We start from the raw sequence: 15,916 nt of genomic DNA, 5'->3' as shown, positions 1-15,916 counted from the left end.
GGAGAGGGGCAATGGAGTTCGCTTTTTATATCTGTGGCCTGATAGCCATTCTCGCAACCTTGCGGGTGATCACCCACACCAATCCGGTACACGCACTGCTGTATCTGATTATTTCGCTGCTGGCGATTTCTGGGGTGTTCTTCTCGTTAGGCGCTTACTTCGCGGGTGCGTTGGAAATTATCGTCTACGCGGGCGCCATCATGGTGCTGTTCGTATTCGTGGTAATGATGCTCAACCTCGGTGGTTCTGAAATTGAACAGGAACGCCAGTGGCTGAAACCTCAAGTGTGGATTGGACCAGCGATTCTGTCGGCCATCATGCTGGTGGTCATTGTTTACGCCATTCTGGGCGTTAACGATCAGGGCATCGACGGGACGCCAATTAGCGCGAAGGCAGTCGGGATTTCCCTGTTCGGACCGTATGTACTGGCGGTCGAACTGGCTTCGATGCTGCTGCTGGCGGGTCTGGTTGTGGCCTTCCACGTGGGGCGCGAAGAGCGTTCAGGTGAAGTGCTGAGCAATCGCACTGATGACCGCGCGAAAAGAAAAACGGAGGAGCACGCATGATCCCCTTACAACATGGACTGATCCTCGCTGCGATTTTATTCGTCCTGGGTTTGACCGGTCTGGTTATCCGCCGCAATCTGCTGTTTATGCTGATCGGGTTGGAAATCATGATTAACGCCTCCGCGCTGGCCTTTGTGGTCGCCGGAAGCTACTGGGGCCAGACCGATGGTCAGGTGATGTACATTCTCGCCATCAGCCTTGCGGCTGCGGAAGCGAGCATTGGACTTGCGCTGTTGCTGCAACTTCATCGCCGTCGCCAGAACCTGAACATTGATTCAGTAAGTGAGATGCGTGGATGAACATGCTTGCCTTAACCATTATTCTGCCATTTATTGGCTTTGTATTACTGGCGTTCTCTCGCGGTCGTTGGTCAGAAAATCTCTCCGCGACTGTGGGCGTTGGGTCGATTGGCCTGGCGGCGCTGGTCACTGCGTTTGTTGGCGTTGATTTCTTTGCTAATGGCCAGCAGGCCTACAGCCAGCCGCTGTGGACGTGGATGTCGGTCGGTGATTTCAACATCGGTTTTAACCTGGTGCTGGACGGTCTGTCGCTGACCATGCTTTCGGTGGTAACCGGCGTCGGCTTCCTGATCCACATGTTCGCCTCCTGGTATATGCGCGGGGAAGAGGGGTACTCCCGTTTCTTCGCCTACACCAACCTGTTTATCGCCAGCATGGTGGTACTGGTACTGGCGGATAACCTGCTGCTGATGTACCTGGGCTGGGAAGGTGTGGGCCTGTGCTCTTACTTACTGATCGGTTTCTATTACTCCGATCCGAAGAATGGCGCAGCGGCTATGAAAGCCTTCGTGGTGACCCGTGTCGGTGACGTGTTCCTCGCCTTCGCGCTGTTCATTCTCTACAACGAGCTGGGTACGCTTAACTTCCGCGAGATGGTGGAGCTGGCACCTGCGCACTTTGCAGACGGCAACAACATGCTGATGTGGGCGACCCTGATGCTGCTGGGCGGTGCGGTCGGTAAATCTGCGCAGCTGCCGTTGCAAACATGGCTGGCCGACGCGATGGCGGGTCCAACGCCTGTCTCCGCGCTGATCCACGCCGCAACGATGGTTACCGCTGGTGTCTACCTGATTGCACGTACGCACGGCCTGTTCCTGATGACCCCGGAAATCCTGCATCTGGTGGGGATTATCGGTGCTATCACGCTGGTGCTGGCGGGTTTTGCTGCGCTGGTACAGACCGACATCAAACGCGTTCTCGCTTACTCCACCATGAGCCAGATTGGCTACATGTTCCTGGCGCTTGGGGTTCAGGCATGGGATGCGGCGATTTTCCACCTGATGACGCACGCCTTCTTTAAAGCGCTGCTGTTCCTGGCATCCGGCTCGGTTATTCTGGCCTGCCACCACGAACAGAACATCTTCAAGATGGGCGGCCTGCGTAAGTCTATTCCGCTGGTGTACGCCTGCTTCCTGGTCGGTGGCGCGGCGCTTTCGGCTCTACCGCTGATTACCGCAGGCTTCTTTAGTAAGGATGAGATTCTGGCCGGTGCGATGGCGAACGGTCATATCAATCTGATGGTGGCAGGTCTGGTCGGTGCGTTCATGACCTCTCTGTATACCTTCCGTATGATTTTCATCGTGTTCCACGGAAAAGAACAAATTCACGCTCACGCCGGGAAGGGGATTACCCATCATCTGCCGCTGATTGTGCTGATGATCCTGTCCACCTTCGTTGGCGCGCTGATTGTGCCGCCGCTTCATGGTGTACTGCCTGCGACGACCGAGCTTGAGCATGGGCGCGTTATGACGCTGGAAATTACCTCCGGTATCGTCGCGATTGCGGGCATCCTGATCGCAGCATGGCTGTGGCTGGGTAAACGTACGCTGGTGACGTCGATTGCCAACAGTGCGCCGGGCCGTTTGCTGGGTACCTGGTGGTATAACGCCTGGGGCTTCGACTGGCTGTACGACAAAGTGTTCGTCAAGCCGTTCCTTGGCGTGGCATGGTTGCTGAAACGCGATCCGCTGAACTCAATGATGAACATTCCGGCGATCCTGTCTCGCTTTGCAGGTAAAGGCCTGCTGCTCAGCGAGAACGGCTATCTGCGTTGGTATGTGGCATCAATGAGCATCGGCGCCGTTGTTGTGCTGGCACTGTTGATGGTACTGCGTTGATCGTAAAGTGAATTTTATCCAAATTCGTTGAAAATCAGGCCTCTGTTAGGGGCCTTAAAAAGGAATAAAAATCGCCATGTTACTACCCTGGCTAATATTGATTCCCTTTATCGGTGGCTTCCTGTGCTGGCAGACCGAACGCTTTGGCGTGAAGGTGCCGCGCTGGATCGCGCTGATTACCATGGGACTGACGCTGGCGCTTGGCCTGCAACTGTGGTTGCAGGGCGGCTATTCACTGACGCAATCCGCTGGCATTCCGCAGTGGCAGTCTGAGTTCGTCCTGCCGTGGATCCCACGTTTTGGCATCTCTATTCATCTTGCTATCGACGGTTTGTCGTTGCTGATGGTGGTGCTAACCGGTCTGCTCGGTGTTCTGGCGGTACTTTGCTCCTGGAATGAAATCGAAAAATATCAGGGCTTCTTCCACCTGAACCTGATGTGGATCTTAGGCGGCGTAATCGGCGTATTCCTTGCCATCGACATGTTCCTGTTCTTCTTCTTCTGGGAAATGATGTTGGTGCCGATGTACTTCCTGATCGCGCTGTGGGGGCATAAAGCCTCTGACGGTAAAACGCGTATCACGGCGGCGACCAAGTTCTTCATTTATACCCAGGCGAGTGGTCTGGTGATGTTGATTGCCATCCTGGCGCTGGTGTTTGTGCACTACAAAGCGACCGGCGTATGGACCTTCAACTATGAAGAGCTGCTGAACACCCCGATGTCCCACGGCGTGGAATATCTGTTGATGCTGGGCTTCTTCATCGCCTTCGCGGTGAAAATGCCGGTAGTTCCGTTGCACGGTTGGTTGCCGGATGCGCACTCCCAGGCACCGACCGCAGGTTCTGTTGACCTGGCGGGGATTCTGCTGAAAACCGCGGCCTACGGTTTGCTGCGCTTCTCTCTGCCGCTGTTCCCGAACGCGTCGGCGGAGTTTGCGCCTATCGCCATGTGGCTGGGCGTTATCGGTATCTTCTACGGCGCGTGGATGGCCTTTAATCAGTACGATATCAAACGTCTGATTGCCTACACTTCCGTATCGCACATGGGCTTCGTGCTGATTGCTATCTACACCGGCAGCCAGCTGGCGTACCAGGGTGCGGTTATTCAGATGATTGCGCACGGTCTGTCCGCAGCCGGCCTGTTCATCCTGTGTGGTCAGCTGTACGAACGTCTGCACACGCGTGATATGCGTATGATGGGCGGCCTGTGGGGCAAAATGAAATGGTTGCCTGCGCTGTCAATGTTCTTCGCAGTGTGTACGCTGGGTATGCCGGGTACAGGTAACTTCGTTGGCGAATTTATGATTCTTTTCGGCAGCTACCAGGTGGTTCCGGTTATTACCGTGATCTCAACCTTTGGTCTGGTGTTTGCCTCCGTTTACTCGCTGGCGATGCTGCATCGCGCTTACTTCGGTAAGGCGAAGAGCCAGATTGCCAGTGTTGAACTGCCAGGGATGTCGCTGCGTGAGCTGTTTATCATCCTGTTGCTGGTCGTGCTTCTGGTACTGCTTGGCTTCTATCCGCAGCCGATTCTGGATACCTCGCATTCTGCGATGAGCAACATCCAGCAGTGGTTTGTTAATTCCGTTACTACTACAAGGCCGTAAATCGCCATGACAATAACTCCACAACACCTGATTGCGCTGCTACCGCTGCTGATCGTCGGCTTGACGGTGGTGGTTGTGATGCTCTCCATTGCGTGGCGACGCAATCACTTCCTCAATGCCACGTTATCGGTCATTGGGCTTAACGCCGCGCTGGTTTCGCTCTGGTTTGTTGGCCAGGCGGGCGCCATGGACGTCACCCCGCTGATGCGGGTTGACGGTTTCGCCATGCTCTACACCGGGTTGGTGCTGTTGGCGAGTCTTGCCACCTGTACCTTCGCTTACCCGTGGCTGGAAGGCTACGACGACAACCGGGAAGAGTTCTACCTGCTGGTACTGATTGCGGCGCTCGGCGGTATTCTGCTGGCTAACGCTAACCATCTGGCGGCGCTGTTCCTTGGTATTGAGCTTATTTCTCTGCCGCTGTTTGGTCTGGTTGGCTATGCGTTCCGTCAGAAACGTTCGCTGGAAGCCAGTATCAAATACACCATTCTGTCTGCCGCAGCCTCTTCCTTCCTGTTGTTCGGTATGGCGCTGGTGTACGCGCAGTCTGGCAATCTGTCGTTTGTCGCGCTCGGTAAGAGCCTCGGCGATGGCATGCTGAGCGAACCGCTGCTGCTGGCGGGCTTCGGTCTGATGATTGTTGGCCTCGGTTTCAAACTTTCGCTGGTTCCGTTCCATCTGTGGACGCCAGACGTCTACCAGGGAGCTCCGGCTCCGGTTTCCACCTTCCTGGCGACGGCGAGCAAAATCGCTATCTTCGGCGTGGTAATGCGTTTGTTCCTGTACGCACCGGTCGGTGATAGCGAAGCGGTACGTATCGTTCTGGGCGTGATTGCCTTTGCTTCCATCATCTTTGGTAACCTGATGGCGCTGAGTCAGACCAATATCAAACGTCTGCTTGGTTACTCTTCTATCTCTCACCTCGGTTATCTGTTAGTGGCGCTGATTGCCCTGCAGAGCGGCGAGATGTCGATGGAAGCCGTTGGCGTTTATCTGGCCGGTTACCTGTTCAGCAGCCTCGGCGCGTTCGGTGTGGTCAGCCTGATGTCCAGCCCGTATCGTGGTCCGGATGCCGATTCTCTGTTCTCCTACCGTGGCCTGTTCTGGCATCGTCCGATCCTCGCAGCAGTGATGACGGTGATGATGCTTTCTCTGGCAGGTATCCCGATGACGCTGGGCTTTATCGGTAAGTTCTACGTACTGGCGGTCGGTGTGCAGGCTAACCTGTGGTGGCTGGTTGCTGCCGTGGTTGTCGGTTCCGCGATTGGTTTGTACTACTACCTGCGCGTTGCCGTAAGCCTGTATCTGAGCGCACCACAGCAGTTGAACCGCGATGCGCCATCCAACTGGCAGTACAGCGCGGGCGGTATTGTGGTGCTGATTTCTGCCCTGCTGGTACTGGTGCTGGGTATCTACCCGCAACCGCTGATCAGCATCGTGCAGTTAGCGGCTCCGCTGATGTAAGGCTACATGCAATAACGAAAAAACCCGCCTTGGCGGGTTTTTTTTATGCGTGAAAAATATTTAATTCAAAAGCTGTCTGCTTACCAACGGTCCCTCAAGATTGTGTGCCGCGCGATCCATCACTTCCTGGATTACTGAAGAAAGCTCATTGACTTCGAATTTGGCCACGTAGCCATCGGCTTTCACTCGGCGGACGTGATCTTCATTAGCGCTACCGGAAAGCGAGGAGTGAATAACGACAGGGATCTTCTTCAGGCGTTCGTCGGTTTTTATCTTACGGGTAAGCGTAAAACCATCCATCTCCGGCATTTCCAGATCGGTGAGCACCAGAGCAATTTTCTCGCTAATTGGCTTGCCTTCTGCTTCCGCTTCTTCAGTTAGCTGCTGAATTTTTTCCCACGCATCCTGGCCCGTCACATGCATCAGGTGTGGGATCTCCATGGCGTTAAGCCCTTTCTCCAGCATCGCGCGAGCCACTTTTGAGTCATCTGCCACTATCGCCACCGCACCCGGCGTAATGTTGAACTTATTGGTTTTCAGCTCTGTTGCGCGCAGATCGTGGTTCGATGGTACGATGTCGTACAGGATTTGCTCAACATCGAGTACCAGCGCCAGGTTGTTGGTTTCTTTATTGTCGTCCAGGCAGGCGATACTGGTAATGTAGCGACCATTGACGGCTTTCTCGGCGGTATGCACCTGTTGCCAGTCCAGACGCATGATGTTTTCCACTGACTCCACCGCGAACGCCTGGACGCTACGGGCATATTCCGTGATCAACAGAATGTTGAGTCCGGTCTCTGGCTTACAGCCTGCGACGGCAGGCAGGTCAATCACCGGGATGACCTGATCGCGAATATTAACCATCCCCAAAAGTGGCGCCTTCATGCCTGCCGGACGCGTAAAGGTCGGCATCGGTACGATTTCACGCAGTTTGAATACGTTGATGCCAAACAGCTCTGATTTCTGCTCCTCAACGGATTTGCCAAGGCGAAACAGCAGCAGTTCAAAACGGTTAGACAGGGTTAGGTTTGTCCTGTCATCAATATCTTTCTGGAAATTGTTCATCCTGTCCTCAGTGTGAAAGCCAGCCTTTCCACTGTTATCGGCACTGAGGCGGAAAAATGGAGCACTAAACGGTGAAAATGGCGAAATCGTGAGCCAGTTCCGTGTCTGGAAAAATCGCTTTGCACTCTTCAAGCAAACGCTGACAGCCTTTTTCATCATAGCGAGAGCTAACGTGGGTCATGATCAGGCGTCCCACTCCGGCTTCCAAAGCCAGCTGTGCGGCTTGTCGGGTCGAACTGTGCCCACGACTGTTGGCTTTTTCCTCCATTGAGGCGTCCAGGGTGGTTTCATGCACCATTACATCCACACCTCCCGCCAGGGCAATGGCGGATGCGCAAGGTCCGGTATCGCCGAAAATAGCCACGGATTTTCCTCGGGTTGCCGGGGAGAGGAAATCGGTACCGTTAATTGTGCGACCATCTTCCAGTACGATGGTTTTCCCGGCTTTCAAATCCTGAAACCACGGGCCCGATTTAACGCCTGCCGCCTTCAGGGCGCTGGCATTAAGCGCACCGGGTTTGTCGTGTTCTTCAACACGAAAACCGTAACACTCCAGAGGATGCTCTAGGGGATACGCCGTGACTTTACGCAGGCCGTCATCGACAATCTCACCTGCGGTGATTTCCACAATTTCCAGCGGATAATCGGTCCAGGAGCCGCTCAGACGTAAAGCGGTTTCGGTAAACTCCCGCAACCCTTTGGGTCCGTAGAGCGTTAGCGGTTGGACGTTCCCAGCCATTGAACGACTGCACAGCAGCCCCGGTAAACCAAACAAGTGATCGCCGTGCAGATGGCTGATAAAAATACGATCGAGTTTTCCCGGATTAAATGGCGTGGTGAGCATTTGATGCTGCGTACCTTCACCACAATCGAAAAGCCACAGCCCCGCCTGTGTCGGGTGTTGCAGATTCAGTAAAATTGCCGTTACATTGCGTGAGCGCGTGGGGACTCCCGCAGACGTGCCTAAAAATAGTAATTCCATTTTCGCGTTACACTTTTCGCCATCAATAAGGCAGGGTGTTCAGGTTATCACAACAAAGGGGCAGACGATGATTCACTGGCAAGATCTCCACCATGCAAAGCTGAATACACAGCAGTTGTACGCGATTCTCCAGCTTCGCTGTGCGGTGTTTGTTGTTGAGCAACAGTGTCCATACCAGGATGTGGATGGTGATGACCTGATGGGGGAGAATCGGCACATTTTGGGTTGGCATAACGATGAGCTGGTGGCGTATGCGAGGATTCTGAAAAGCGATGACGAGCTGGAGCCGGTGGTGATTGGACGGGTGATTGTAAGCGAAGCGCTGCGTGGTGAAAAACTGGGGCAACAACTGATGACTCAGACGCTGGCATCCTGTACGCAACACTGGCCGCACATGGCGCTGTATCTGGGGGCGCAGGCGCATTTGCAATCTTTCTATGCGCGCTTTGGCTTTGTTCCGGTGACGGATGTCTATGACGAAGACGGTATTCCACACATTGGTATGGCGCGGGAAGCGCATCGCGCGTAAACAGGCGCAAATACGTCTGATTGTCTATAGTTAGCGGGTACGTCAATAGAAAGGGAGAATAAAATGTCTTTTCATTCTTATGAATCACGCATCGATGACGATCTGGAATTATTGAGTGAAACGCTGGAGGAAGTGTTGCGTTCTTCGGGCGATCCAGCCGATCAAAAGTACCTGGAGTTAAAAGCGCGGGCAGAGCGGGCGTTAGAAGAAGTGAGAAATCGCGTCAGCCACGCTTCTGACAGTTACTATTACCGCGCCAAAAAAGCCGTTTGCCGGGCGGATGACTATGTGCACGAAAAGCCCTGGCGCGGAATCGGCGTTGGCGCAACGGTCGGTTTAGTGATGGGATTATTGTTAGCACGGCGATAAATTCCATTCCGTCAGCGCATTTATACGTACTCCCTAACTGGGGGTACTGCTTTTTCTGTTCAGTACCCCGTATAATGTGAGGTTTTTAACAGGGAGAGGTCCGCGTGCATTCAATCACTACTGCGCTGGAAAGTCTGATGCGTCATTTGTCGCAAGAGATACCAGCCGCACCTGGAATTCGTATTTACGACATACCTTTCCCACTGAATGATGCGTTTGACGCTTTAGGATGGTTGGCCAGTCAACCCGTCTGGCCCCAGTTTTACTGGCAGCAGCGTAACGGCGACGAAGAGGCCGCCGTACTGGGAGCCGTCGCCGCATTTTCCTCGCTGGAATCAGCTCAGCATTTTTTACACCAGCATGATAATCATCCCGACCTGCGTATTTGGGGTCTGAATGCCTTTGAGCCCCAGCGCGGCAATTTGCTGCTGCCACGACTGGAATGGCGACGTTGTGCCGGGGTGGCGAGCTTACGCCTACATCTTTACAGCGACGTATCGCTGCGTGACGACGCCGCGCAGGCAGTGGCGTTTATCTTATCGCTCGCCAATGTTAAGCCGCTACCCGCATTGCGTCTCAGTTTGACCGGCGAGCAGAACTGGCCGGACAAAGCGGGCTGGACAAAACTGATAAAACTCGCCACGCAAACGATCAATAGGGAAGAACTCGATAAGGTCGTGCTGGCGCGAGCGACCGACTTACAGTTTTCTCAGTCGGTTAATGCCGCGGCCATGATGGCATCCAGCCGTCGCTTAAACCTGAACTGCTACCATTTCTTTATGGCATTCTCCGCCGATTCCGCTTTTCTTGGATCTTCCCCTGAACGTCTGTATCGGCGGCGTGACAAGGCTCTGCGTACTGAAGCTCTGGCCGGAACCGTTGCCAACCACCCTGAGGATCATCGGGCCTGGCAGTTGGGCGAATGGTTAATGAAAGATGATAAAAATCAACGCGAGAATATGTTGGTGGTCGAAGATATTTGCCAGCGTCTGCAAGGTTGTACGCAAACTCTCGACGTGCTGCCGCCGCAGGTGCTCAGACTGCGCAAAGTGCAGCATCTGCGCCGCTGTATCTGGACGGAACTGAATCAGGCCGACGATACGCTTTGCCTGATGCAGCTCCAGCCCACGGCGGCAGTCGCAGGGATCCCGCGTGAACTGGCGCGAGACTTTATCCAACATAATGAACCCTTTGAGCGCGAGTGGTATGCCGGTTCTGCGGGTTATCTTTCACTGCGGCAAAGTGAGTTTTGCGTGTCATTACGTTCGGCAAAAATTAGCGCAAACGTGGTACGCCTGTATGCCGGGGCAGGGATCGTGCATGGCTCAGATCCTGAGCAGGAATGGCAAGAAATAGACAACAAAGCGGCGGGTTTACGTACTTTATTACAGATGGAAGCCTAATGAGTCACACATTACCGACTCATATCAAAAATCCATTTATTCGATTCTTTATACTGTGTCGCAATATTGATACCGGACAATCTCATGTCAGTAAGCGCATTTAACCGACGCTGGGCGGCGGTCATTCTTGAAGCACTCACTCGCCACGGCGTCAGGCATGTCTGTATTGCCCCTGGCTCTCGTTCTACACCGCTGACGCTGGCGGCCGCGGAAAACTCCGCTTTTATCCACCATACTCATTTTGATGAGCGTGGTCTTGGGCATCTGGCCTTAGGTCTGGCAAAAGTGAGTCGCCAGCCTGTCGCCGTGATTGTCACGTCCGGTACGGCGGTGGCGAACCTGTATCCCGCATTGATTGAAGCGGGCCTGACCGGTGAAAAACTGATTTTGCTCACGGCTGACCGACCTCCTGAACTTATCGACTGTGGCGCTAACCAGGCAATCCGTCAGACCGGTATGTTTGCTTCGCATCCGTCGCAGACGCTCTCTTTACCGCGCCCGACTCAAGATATTCCGGCAAGCTGGCTGGTATCCACCATTGATAACGCTTTAGCTGCGCTGCACAGCGGGGCGGTGCATATCAATTGCCCGTTTGCGGAGCCGCTGTATGGCGACATGGACGAAACGGGGATCGCCTGGCAGCAGCGCCTTGGCGACTGGTGGCAGGATGATAAGCCCTGGCTGCGTGAAGCGCGTCGGCTGGAGAGCGACAAACAGCGTGACTGGTTTTTCTGGCGGCAAAAACGCGGCGTCGTGATTGCGGGACGCATGAGCGCGGAAGAAGGTAAGAAAGTCGCGCAATGGGCGCAGATGCTAGGCTGGCCGTTGATTGGCGATGTTCTGTCGCAAACCGGACAGCCGTTGCCGTGCGCCGACCTGTGGCTCGGGAATGCGAAAGCGGTGGCTGAATTACAGCAGGCGCAGATTGTGGTGCAGCTTGGCAGCAGCCTGACCGGAAAACGACTCCTGCAATGGCAGGCCAGCTGTGATCCGCAGGAATACTGGATTATTGATAATATCGAAGGTCGTCTCGATCCGGCTCACCATCGTGGGCGCAGGCTGGTCGCGAAGGTTGGTGACTGGCTGGAACTGCATCCGGCGGAGAAACGCCAGCCCTGGTGTGTGGAGATCCCTCGCCTGGCGCAACTGGCCTGGCAGGCGGTAGAGGCCCGTCGTGACGCGTTTGGTGAAGCGCAATTGGCCCATCGCATTCGCGACTATTTACCGGAACAGGGGCAGCTGTTCGTGGGCAACAGCCTGGTGGTGCGCCTGATTGATGCGCTGTCGCAGCTTCCGGCTGGTTACCCGGTCTATAGCAATCGTGGCGCGAGCGGCATTGACGGCCTGCTGTCAACTGCAGCCGGCGTACAGCGCGCCAGCGCGAAATCGACGCTGGCTATCGTCGGCGATTTATCTGCTTTGTATGACCTCAATGCGCTGGCGTTATTGCGTCAGGTTTCCGCGCCGTTTGTCCTGATCGTGGTCAATAATAACGGCGGACAAATTTTTTCCCTACTGCCGACGCCAGCAAACGAACGCGAACGGTTTTATCTGATGCCGCAGAACGTGCATTTTGAGCATGCTGCCGGGATGTTTGACCTTAAATACCAGCGTCCGGAAAACTGGGAGCAACTGGAGAGTGCGTTGAATGACGCCTGGCGTACTCCGGCGGCAACGGTGATTGAGCTGGTGGTAAACGAAACTGACGGGGCGCAAACCTTGCAGCAACTGCTGGCGCAGGTAAGCCATCTATGATCCTGCACGCGCAGGCGAACGAGGGCCAGACGGGATCTCCCTGGCTGGTTTTCCTGCACGGTTTTTCCGGTGATTGTCGGGAATGGCAGACGGTTGGCGAAGCATTTGGAAATTATTCGCGGCTGTATATCGACCTGCCGGGACATGGTGGGTCCGCTGACATCAGCGTAAGCGGATTTGATGACGTCAGCGAACTGCTGCGTAATACTTTATTTAGTTACAACATACTTAACTACTGGCTGGTGGGATACTCTCTTGGTGGCAGGGTCGCGATGATGACGGCCTGTCAGACGTTGTCCGGACTGTGTGGTCTGGTAGTTGAAGGTGGGCATCCAGGGCTGCAAAGCGAAGATGAACGCGCCCAGCGTCGTCTCTCAGATAGCCGCTGGGCTGCGCGTTTTCGCACTGAGCCGCTGTGCGAGGTGTTTAATGACTGGTATCAACAGCCGGTTTTTTCCTCGCTGAATGTCGTGCAAAGAGAGGCGCTGGTCGAACTGCGTAGCCAGAATAACGGGCAAACACTGGCGGCAATGCTGGAGGCCACCTCGCTTGCAGTACAACCTGATTTACGTGCGCAACTCACTACGCGCACATTTCCGTTTTATTATTTATGTGGTGAACGTGACGATAAATTCCGCGCTCTGGCGACGGAAATGTCAGTACCAAACCATGTGATTCGTAATGCCGGGCACAACGCCCATCGGGACAATCCCGCTGGCGTGGTGGACTGTCTGGCTCAGATTCTGCGTCGCTGACTATAGGACATTTTATGATCTATCCTGATGAAACAATGCTTTACGCACCGGTAGAATGGCACGATTGCTCTGAAGGCTACACCGACATTCTCTACGAGAAATCCACCGACGGTATCGCAAAAATCACCATTAATCGTCCACAGGTACGTAATGCCTTCCGTCCTGTCACCGTGAAAGAGATGATCCAGGCGCTGGCGGATGCCCGCTATGATGACAACATCGGCGTGATTATTCTGACCGGTGCGGGCGATAAAGCGTTCTGCGCTGGCGGCGATCAGAAAGTACGTGGCGATTATGGCGGATACCAGGATGACTCCGGGGTGCATCACCTGAACGTGCTGGACTTCCAGCGCCAGATTCGTACCTGTCCGAAACCGGTCGTGGCGATGGTTGCAGGTTTTTCCATCGGCGGCGGCCATGTGCTGCACATGATGTGCGACCTGACCATTGCCGCTGAAAACGCAATCTTTGGTCAGACCGGACCGAAAGTCGGTTCATTCGACGGCGGTTGGGGCGCTTCCTACATGGCGCGCATCGTCGGTCAGAAAAAAGCACGTGAAATCTGGTTCCTGTGCCGTCAGTACGATGCAAAACAAGCGCTGGATATGGGCCTGGTAAACACTGTCGTTCCGCTGGCGGATCTGGAAAAAGAGACTGTACGCTGGTGTCGCGAGATGCTGCAAAACAGCCCAATGGCGCTGCGTTGCCTGAAAGCTGCGCTGAACGCCGACTGCGATGGTCAGGCGGGTCTGCAGGAGTTGGCGGGTAACGCCACGATGCTGTTCTACATGACGGAAGAAGGTCAGGAAGGCCGCAATGCCTTTAACCAGAAACGTCAGCCTGATTTCAGCAAATTCAAACGGAATCCGTAATGCGTAGCGCGCAGGTATACCGCTGGCAGATCCCCATGGACGCGGGGGTGATTCTGCGCGACAGGCGGTTAAAAACGCGTGACGGGCTGTACGTTTGTCTTCGTGACGGCGAGCGCGAAGGGTGGGGAGAGATCTCCCCACTGCCGGGCTTCAGTCAGGAAAGCTGGGCAGAGGCGCAAACTGAGCTGCTGGCCTGGGTCAACGGTTGGCTACAGGGCAATGCTTCCTTGCCGCAACTGCCTTCGGTCGCCTTTGGCGCAAGCTGTGCGCTGGCCGAACTGGCAGGTACTCTGCCGGATGCGGCGGACTACCGTGCTGCGCCGCTGTGTACGGGCGATCCTGACGATCTGGTCCTGCAACTGGCGGATATGCCGGGTGAGAAAGTGGCGAAGATCAAGGTCGGACTGTATGAAGCTGTTCGCGACGGCATGGTTGCCAACCTGCTGCTTGAGGCGATTCCGGAGCTGCATTTGCGTCTTGACGCCAACCGCGCCTGGACGCCGTTAAAAGCTCAGCAGTTTGCGAAATATGTCAATCCTGAGTATCGCGGGCGCATTGCCTTCCTCGAAGAGCCATGTAAAACCCGCGACGACTCCCGTGCTTTCGCGCGAGAAACCGGCATTGCTATCGCCTGGGATGAAAGTCTGCGTGAAGCGAATTTCACCTTCGAAGCCGAAGAGGGCGTTAAGGCTGTGGTTATCAAACCTACGCTGACGGGCAGTCTCGATAAAGTGCGCGAACAGGTTGCAGCGGCGCATGCACTTGGTCTCACCGCGGTTATTAGTTCGTCGATCGAGTCGAGTCTCGGCTTAACCCAACTGGCGAGAATTGCCGCCTGGCTGACACCGCAGACCATTCCGGGTCTGGATACCCTGAGTCTGATGCAATGCCAGCAGGTACGCACCTGGCCGGGCAGCGCGTTGCCGTGTATCAACGTTGATGCGCTGGAACGCCTGCTATGACCCAGTGGGAAATGCCCGATAGCGTAAGCATATCGGGCCTGTTACACCCCGGAAACTGGCCTTGGCGCCACTGGCGACAGATTCGTGCGCATATGCCAGCCCTACGACTCAATGATGAAGTATTAAGCTGGGACGACCTCTGTACACGTGTCGACCATCTGGCCTGCGGCTTTGCCGCTCAGGGCGTGGAAGAGGGCGATGGTGTTCTGCTTCGCGCCTGGAATCATCCGCGAGCATTGTTGGCCTGGCTGGCACTGTTGCAGTGTGGAGCGCGGGTTTTACCTGTGAACCCACAGTTGCCTCAGCCGCTGCTTGATGCGCTGGTCCCCGAGTTAACGCTGCGTTTTGCGCTGGATCTGGAGTCCACTCACGCACTTCCGGGACTCAATCCGTTGCAAATGCAGGTATTGCCGGGCAAGCATGCCGCCGCGTGGTTACCCGAACGTTTGAGCACGATGACGTTAACCTCAGGTTCTACCGGATTACCAAAAGCGGCAGTTCATACCTGTCAGGCACATCTGGCGAGCGCTCAGGGTGTGCTGTCATTAATGCCGTTTGGCGCTGAAGATGACTGGCTGCTCTCGCTGCCGCTGTTTCATGTTTCCGGCCAGGGTATTTTGTGGCGCTGGTTGTTTGCCGGGGCACGAATGACCGTGCGCGACAAGCAGCCGCTTGAGCAAATGCTGGCTGGATGTACCCACGCTTCACTGGTTCCCACACAGCTGTGGCGCTTGCTGGTCAACAACACGCCGGTATCGCTTAAAGCTGTACTATTAGGTGGCGCGGCAATTCCTGTGGAATTGACCGAACAAGCGCGCAAACAGGGGATTCGTTGCTGGTGCGGTTACGGCCTGACGGAGTTTGCTTCTACGGTCTGTGCGAAAGAAGCGGATGGCCGGGCGGATGTGGGCTCTGCTTTACCGGGGCGGGAAGTCAGGATCGTTAACGACGAGGTCTGGTTGCGAGCCGCCAGCATGGCGCAAGGTTACTGGCGTAATGAGCAGCTTATTCCATTAGTGAACGCGGAAGGCTGGTTTGCCACCCGCGATCGCGGTGTGTTAATGGACGGCAAGTTAACGATTGTCGGTCGTATGGACAATCTGTTCTTTAGCGGTGGGGAAGGCATCCAGCCGGAAGAAGTGGAACGCGTGATTGCAGCGCATCCGCATGTTCTGCAAGCTTTTATTGTGCCGATAGAAGATAAAGAGTTTGGGCATCGTCCGGTAGCAGTCGTTGAATATGACGCCAGCGCAGGTGATACCAATCTGGCTGAGTGGGTTAAAGATAAGTTGGCCCGCTTTCAACAACCGGTGTGCTGGCTGACATTACCACCCGAACTCAAAGCCGGAGGGATTAAAATCTCCCGTCGCGCACTGTCGGATTGGGTAGGTGCTTCGTCGTTAACATTAAGAAAACATTAATTACATTTCTCATTTTTGCCATTCCGTCGC

The 15,916-nt window shown here is 55.0% G+C and carries 15 protein-coding genes; 13 read left to right on the top strand and 2 right to left on the bottom strand.

What is annotated here, in order from left to right; all coding sequences use genetic code 11:
* Positions 1–11: 11 nt before the first annotated feature.
* From nuoJ to nuoN, 5 genes are all read left to right on the top strand, one after another.
* The gene (nuoJ, locus tag ACU8YC_RS06235) at positions 12–566 is read left to right on the top strand and encodes an NADH-quinone oxidoreductase subunit J (RefSeq protein ID WP_003028059.1); all 555 of its coding nucleotides are present in this window, start codon (positions 12–14) and stop codon (positions 564–566) included.
* The gene (gene nuoK / locus ACU8YC_RS06230) at positions 563–865 is read left to right on the top strand and encodes an NADH-quinone oxidoreductase subunit NuoK (RefSeq protein WP_000612644.1); all 303 of its coding nucleotides are present in this window, start codon (positions 563–565) and stop codon (positions 863–865) included. The genes nuoJ and nuoK overlap by 4 nt, the downstream gene beginning before the upstream one ends.
* Entirely contained in the window at positions 862–2,703 is a 1,842-nt protein-coding gene (gene nuoL / locus ACU8YC_RS06225) for an NADH-quinone oxidoreductase subunit L (RefSeq protein WP_151219922.1), read from the top strand. Before nuoK ends, nuoL begins: the two co-directional genes overlap by 4 nt.
* Before the next feature lie 76 nt (positions 2,704–2,779).
* Positions 2,780–4,309 (top strand): NADH-quinone oxidoreductase subunit M, encoded by a 1,530-nt coding sequence (gene nuoM, locus ACU8YC_RS06220; protein ID WP_003027692.1) that lies wholly within the window; start codon positions 2,780–2,782, stop codon positions 4,307–4,309.
* A 6-nt stretch (positions 4,310–4,315) separates the two neighbouring features.
* The gene (nuoN, locus tag ACU8YC_RS06215; protein WP_048211072.1) at positions 4,316–5,773 is read left to right on the top strand and encodes an NADH-quinone oxidoreductase subunit NuoN; all 1,458 of its coding nucleotides are present in this window, start codon (positions 4,316–4,318) and stop codon (positions 5,771–5,773) included.
* Positions 5,774–5,833: 60 nt separating this feature from the next.
* On the opposite strand, the gene ACU8YC_RS06210 is transcribed toward nuoN, so the two are convergent.
* Both ACU8YC_RS06210 and rbn read right to left on the bottom strand, forming a co-directional pair.
* The gene (locus ACU8YC_RS06210; RefSeq protein WP_151219921.1) at positions 5,834–6,838 is read right to left on the bottom strand and encodes a chemotaxis protein; all 1,005 of its coding nucleotides are present in this window, start codon (positions 6,836–6,838) and stop codon (positions 5,834–5,836) included.
* A 64-nt stretch (positions 6,839–6,902) separates the two neighbouring features.
* Complete coding sequence (gene rbn / locus ACU8YC_RS06205; RefSeq protein ID WP_151219920.1) at positions 6,903–7,820, bottom strand: ribonuclease BN; 918 nt, start codon at positions 7,818–7,820, stop codon at positions 6,903–6,905.
* 67 nt (positions 7,821–7,887) lie between these two features.
* Here rbn and ACU8YC_RS06200 point away from each other — a divergent pair, with 67 nt between their 5' ends.
* The 8 genes from ACU8YC_RS06200 to menE all read left to right on the top strand — a co-directional run bounded on the left by ACU8YC_RS06200 (position 7,888) and on the right by menE (position 15,886).
* The gene (locus ACU8YC_RS06200; protein WP_187253459.1) at positions 7,888–8,349 is read left to right on the top strand and encodes a GNAT family N-acetyltransferase; all 462 of its coding nucleotides are present in this window, start codon (positions 7,888–7,890) and stop codon (positions 8,347–8,349) included.
* Positions 8,350–8,412: 63 nt separating this feature from the next.
* Entirely contained in the window at positions 8,413–8,718 is a 306-nt protein-coding gene (gene elaB, locus ACU8YC_RS06195; RefSeq protein WP_003027683.1) for a stress response protein ElaB, read from the top strand.
* A gap of 104 nt (positions 8,719–8,822) precedes the next feature.
* Entirely contained in the window at positions 8,823–10,121 is a 1,299-nt protein-coding gene (gene menF / locus ACU8YC_RS06190; RefSeq protein WP_151219918.1) for an isochorismate synthase MenF, read from the top strand.
* Positions 10,122–10,205: 84 nt separating this feature from the next.
* Positions 10,206–11,876, top strand: coding sequence for a 2-succinyl-5-enolpyruvyl-6-hydroxy-3-cyclohexene-1-carboxylic-acid synthase (menD, locus tag ACU8YC_RS06185; RefSeq protein WP_446895123.1), 1,671 nt, complete (start codon positions 10,206–10,208; stop codon positions 11,874–11,876).
* Complete coding sequence (gene menH / locus ACU8YC_RS06180) at positions 11,873–12,631, top strand: 2-succinyl-6-hydroxy-2,4-cyclohexadiene-1-carboxylate synthase (protein ID WP_423390382.1); 759 nt, start codon at positions 11,873–11,875, stop codon at positions 12,629–12,631. Before menD ends, menH begins: the two co-directional genes overlap by 4 nt.
* A gap of 14 nt (positions 12,632–12,645) precedes the next feature.
* A complete protein-coding gene (gene menB, locus ACU8YC_RS06175) occupies positions 12,646–13,503 on the top strand; it encodes a 1,4-dihydroxy-2-naphthoyl-CoA synthase (protein WP_003027671.1) in 858 nt (285 codons plus the stop codon).
* Complete coding sequence (gene menC, locus ACU8YC_RS06170) at positions 13,503–14,465, top strand: o-succinylbenzoate synthase (RefSeq protein ID WP_187258669.1); 963 nt, start codon at positions 13,503–13,505, stop codon at positions 14,463–14,465. The genes menB and menC overlap by 1 nt, the downstream gene beginning before the upstream one ends.
* Positions 14,462–15,886 carry an o-succinylbenzoate--CoA ligase gene (gene menE / locus ACU8YC_RS06165; RefSeq protein WP_446895122.1) on the top strand — a complete coding sequence of 475 codons (1,425 nt, stop codon included), beginning with the start codon at positions 14,462–14,464 and terminating at the stop codon, positions 15,884–15,886. Before menC ends, menE begins: the two co-directional genes overlap by 4 nt.
* Positions 15,887–15,916 lie beyond the last annotated feature (30 nt).

Source organism: Citrobacter sp. VF227 (assembly GCF_052950715.1).
Note: the sequence above shows the minus strand (reverse complement) of the source record. Positions and strands in the feature narration are given on the sequence as shown.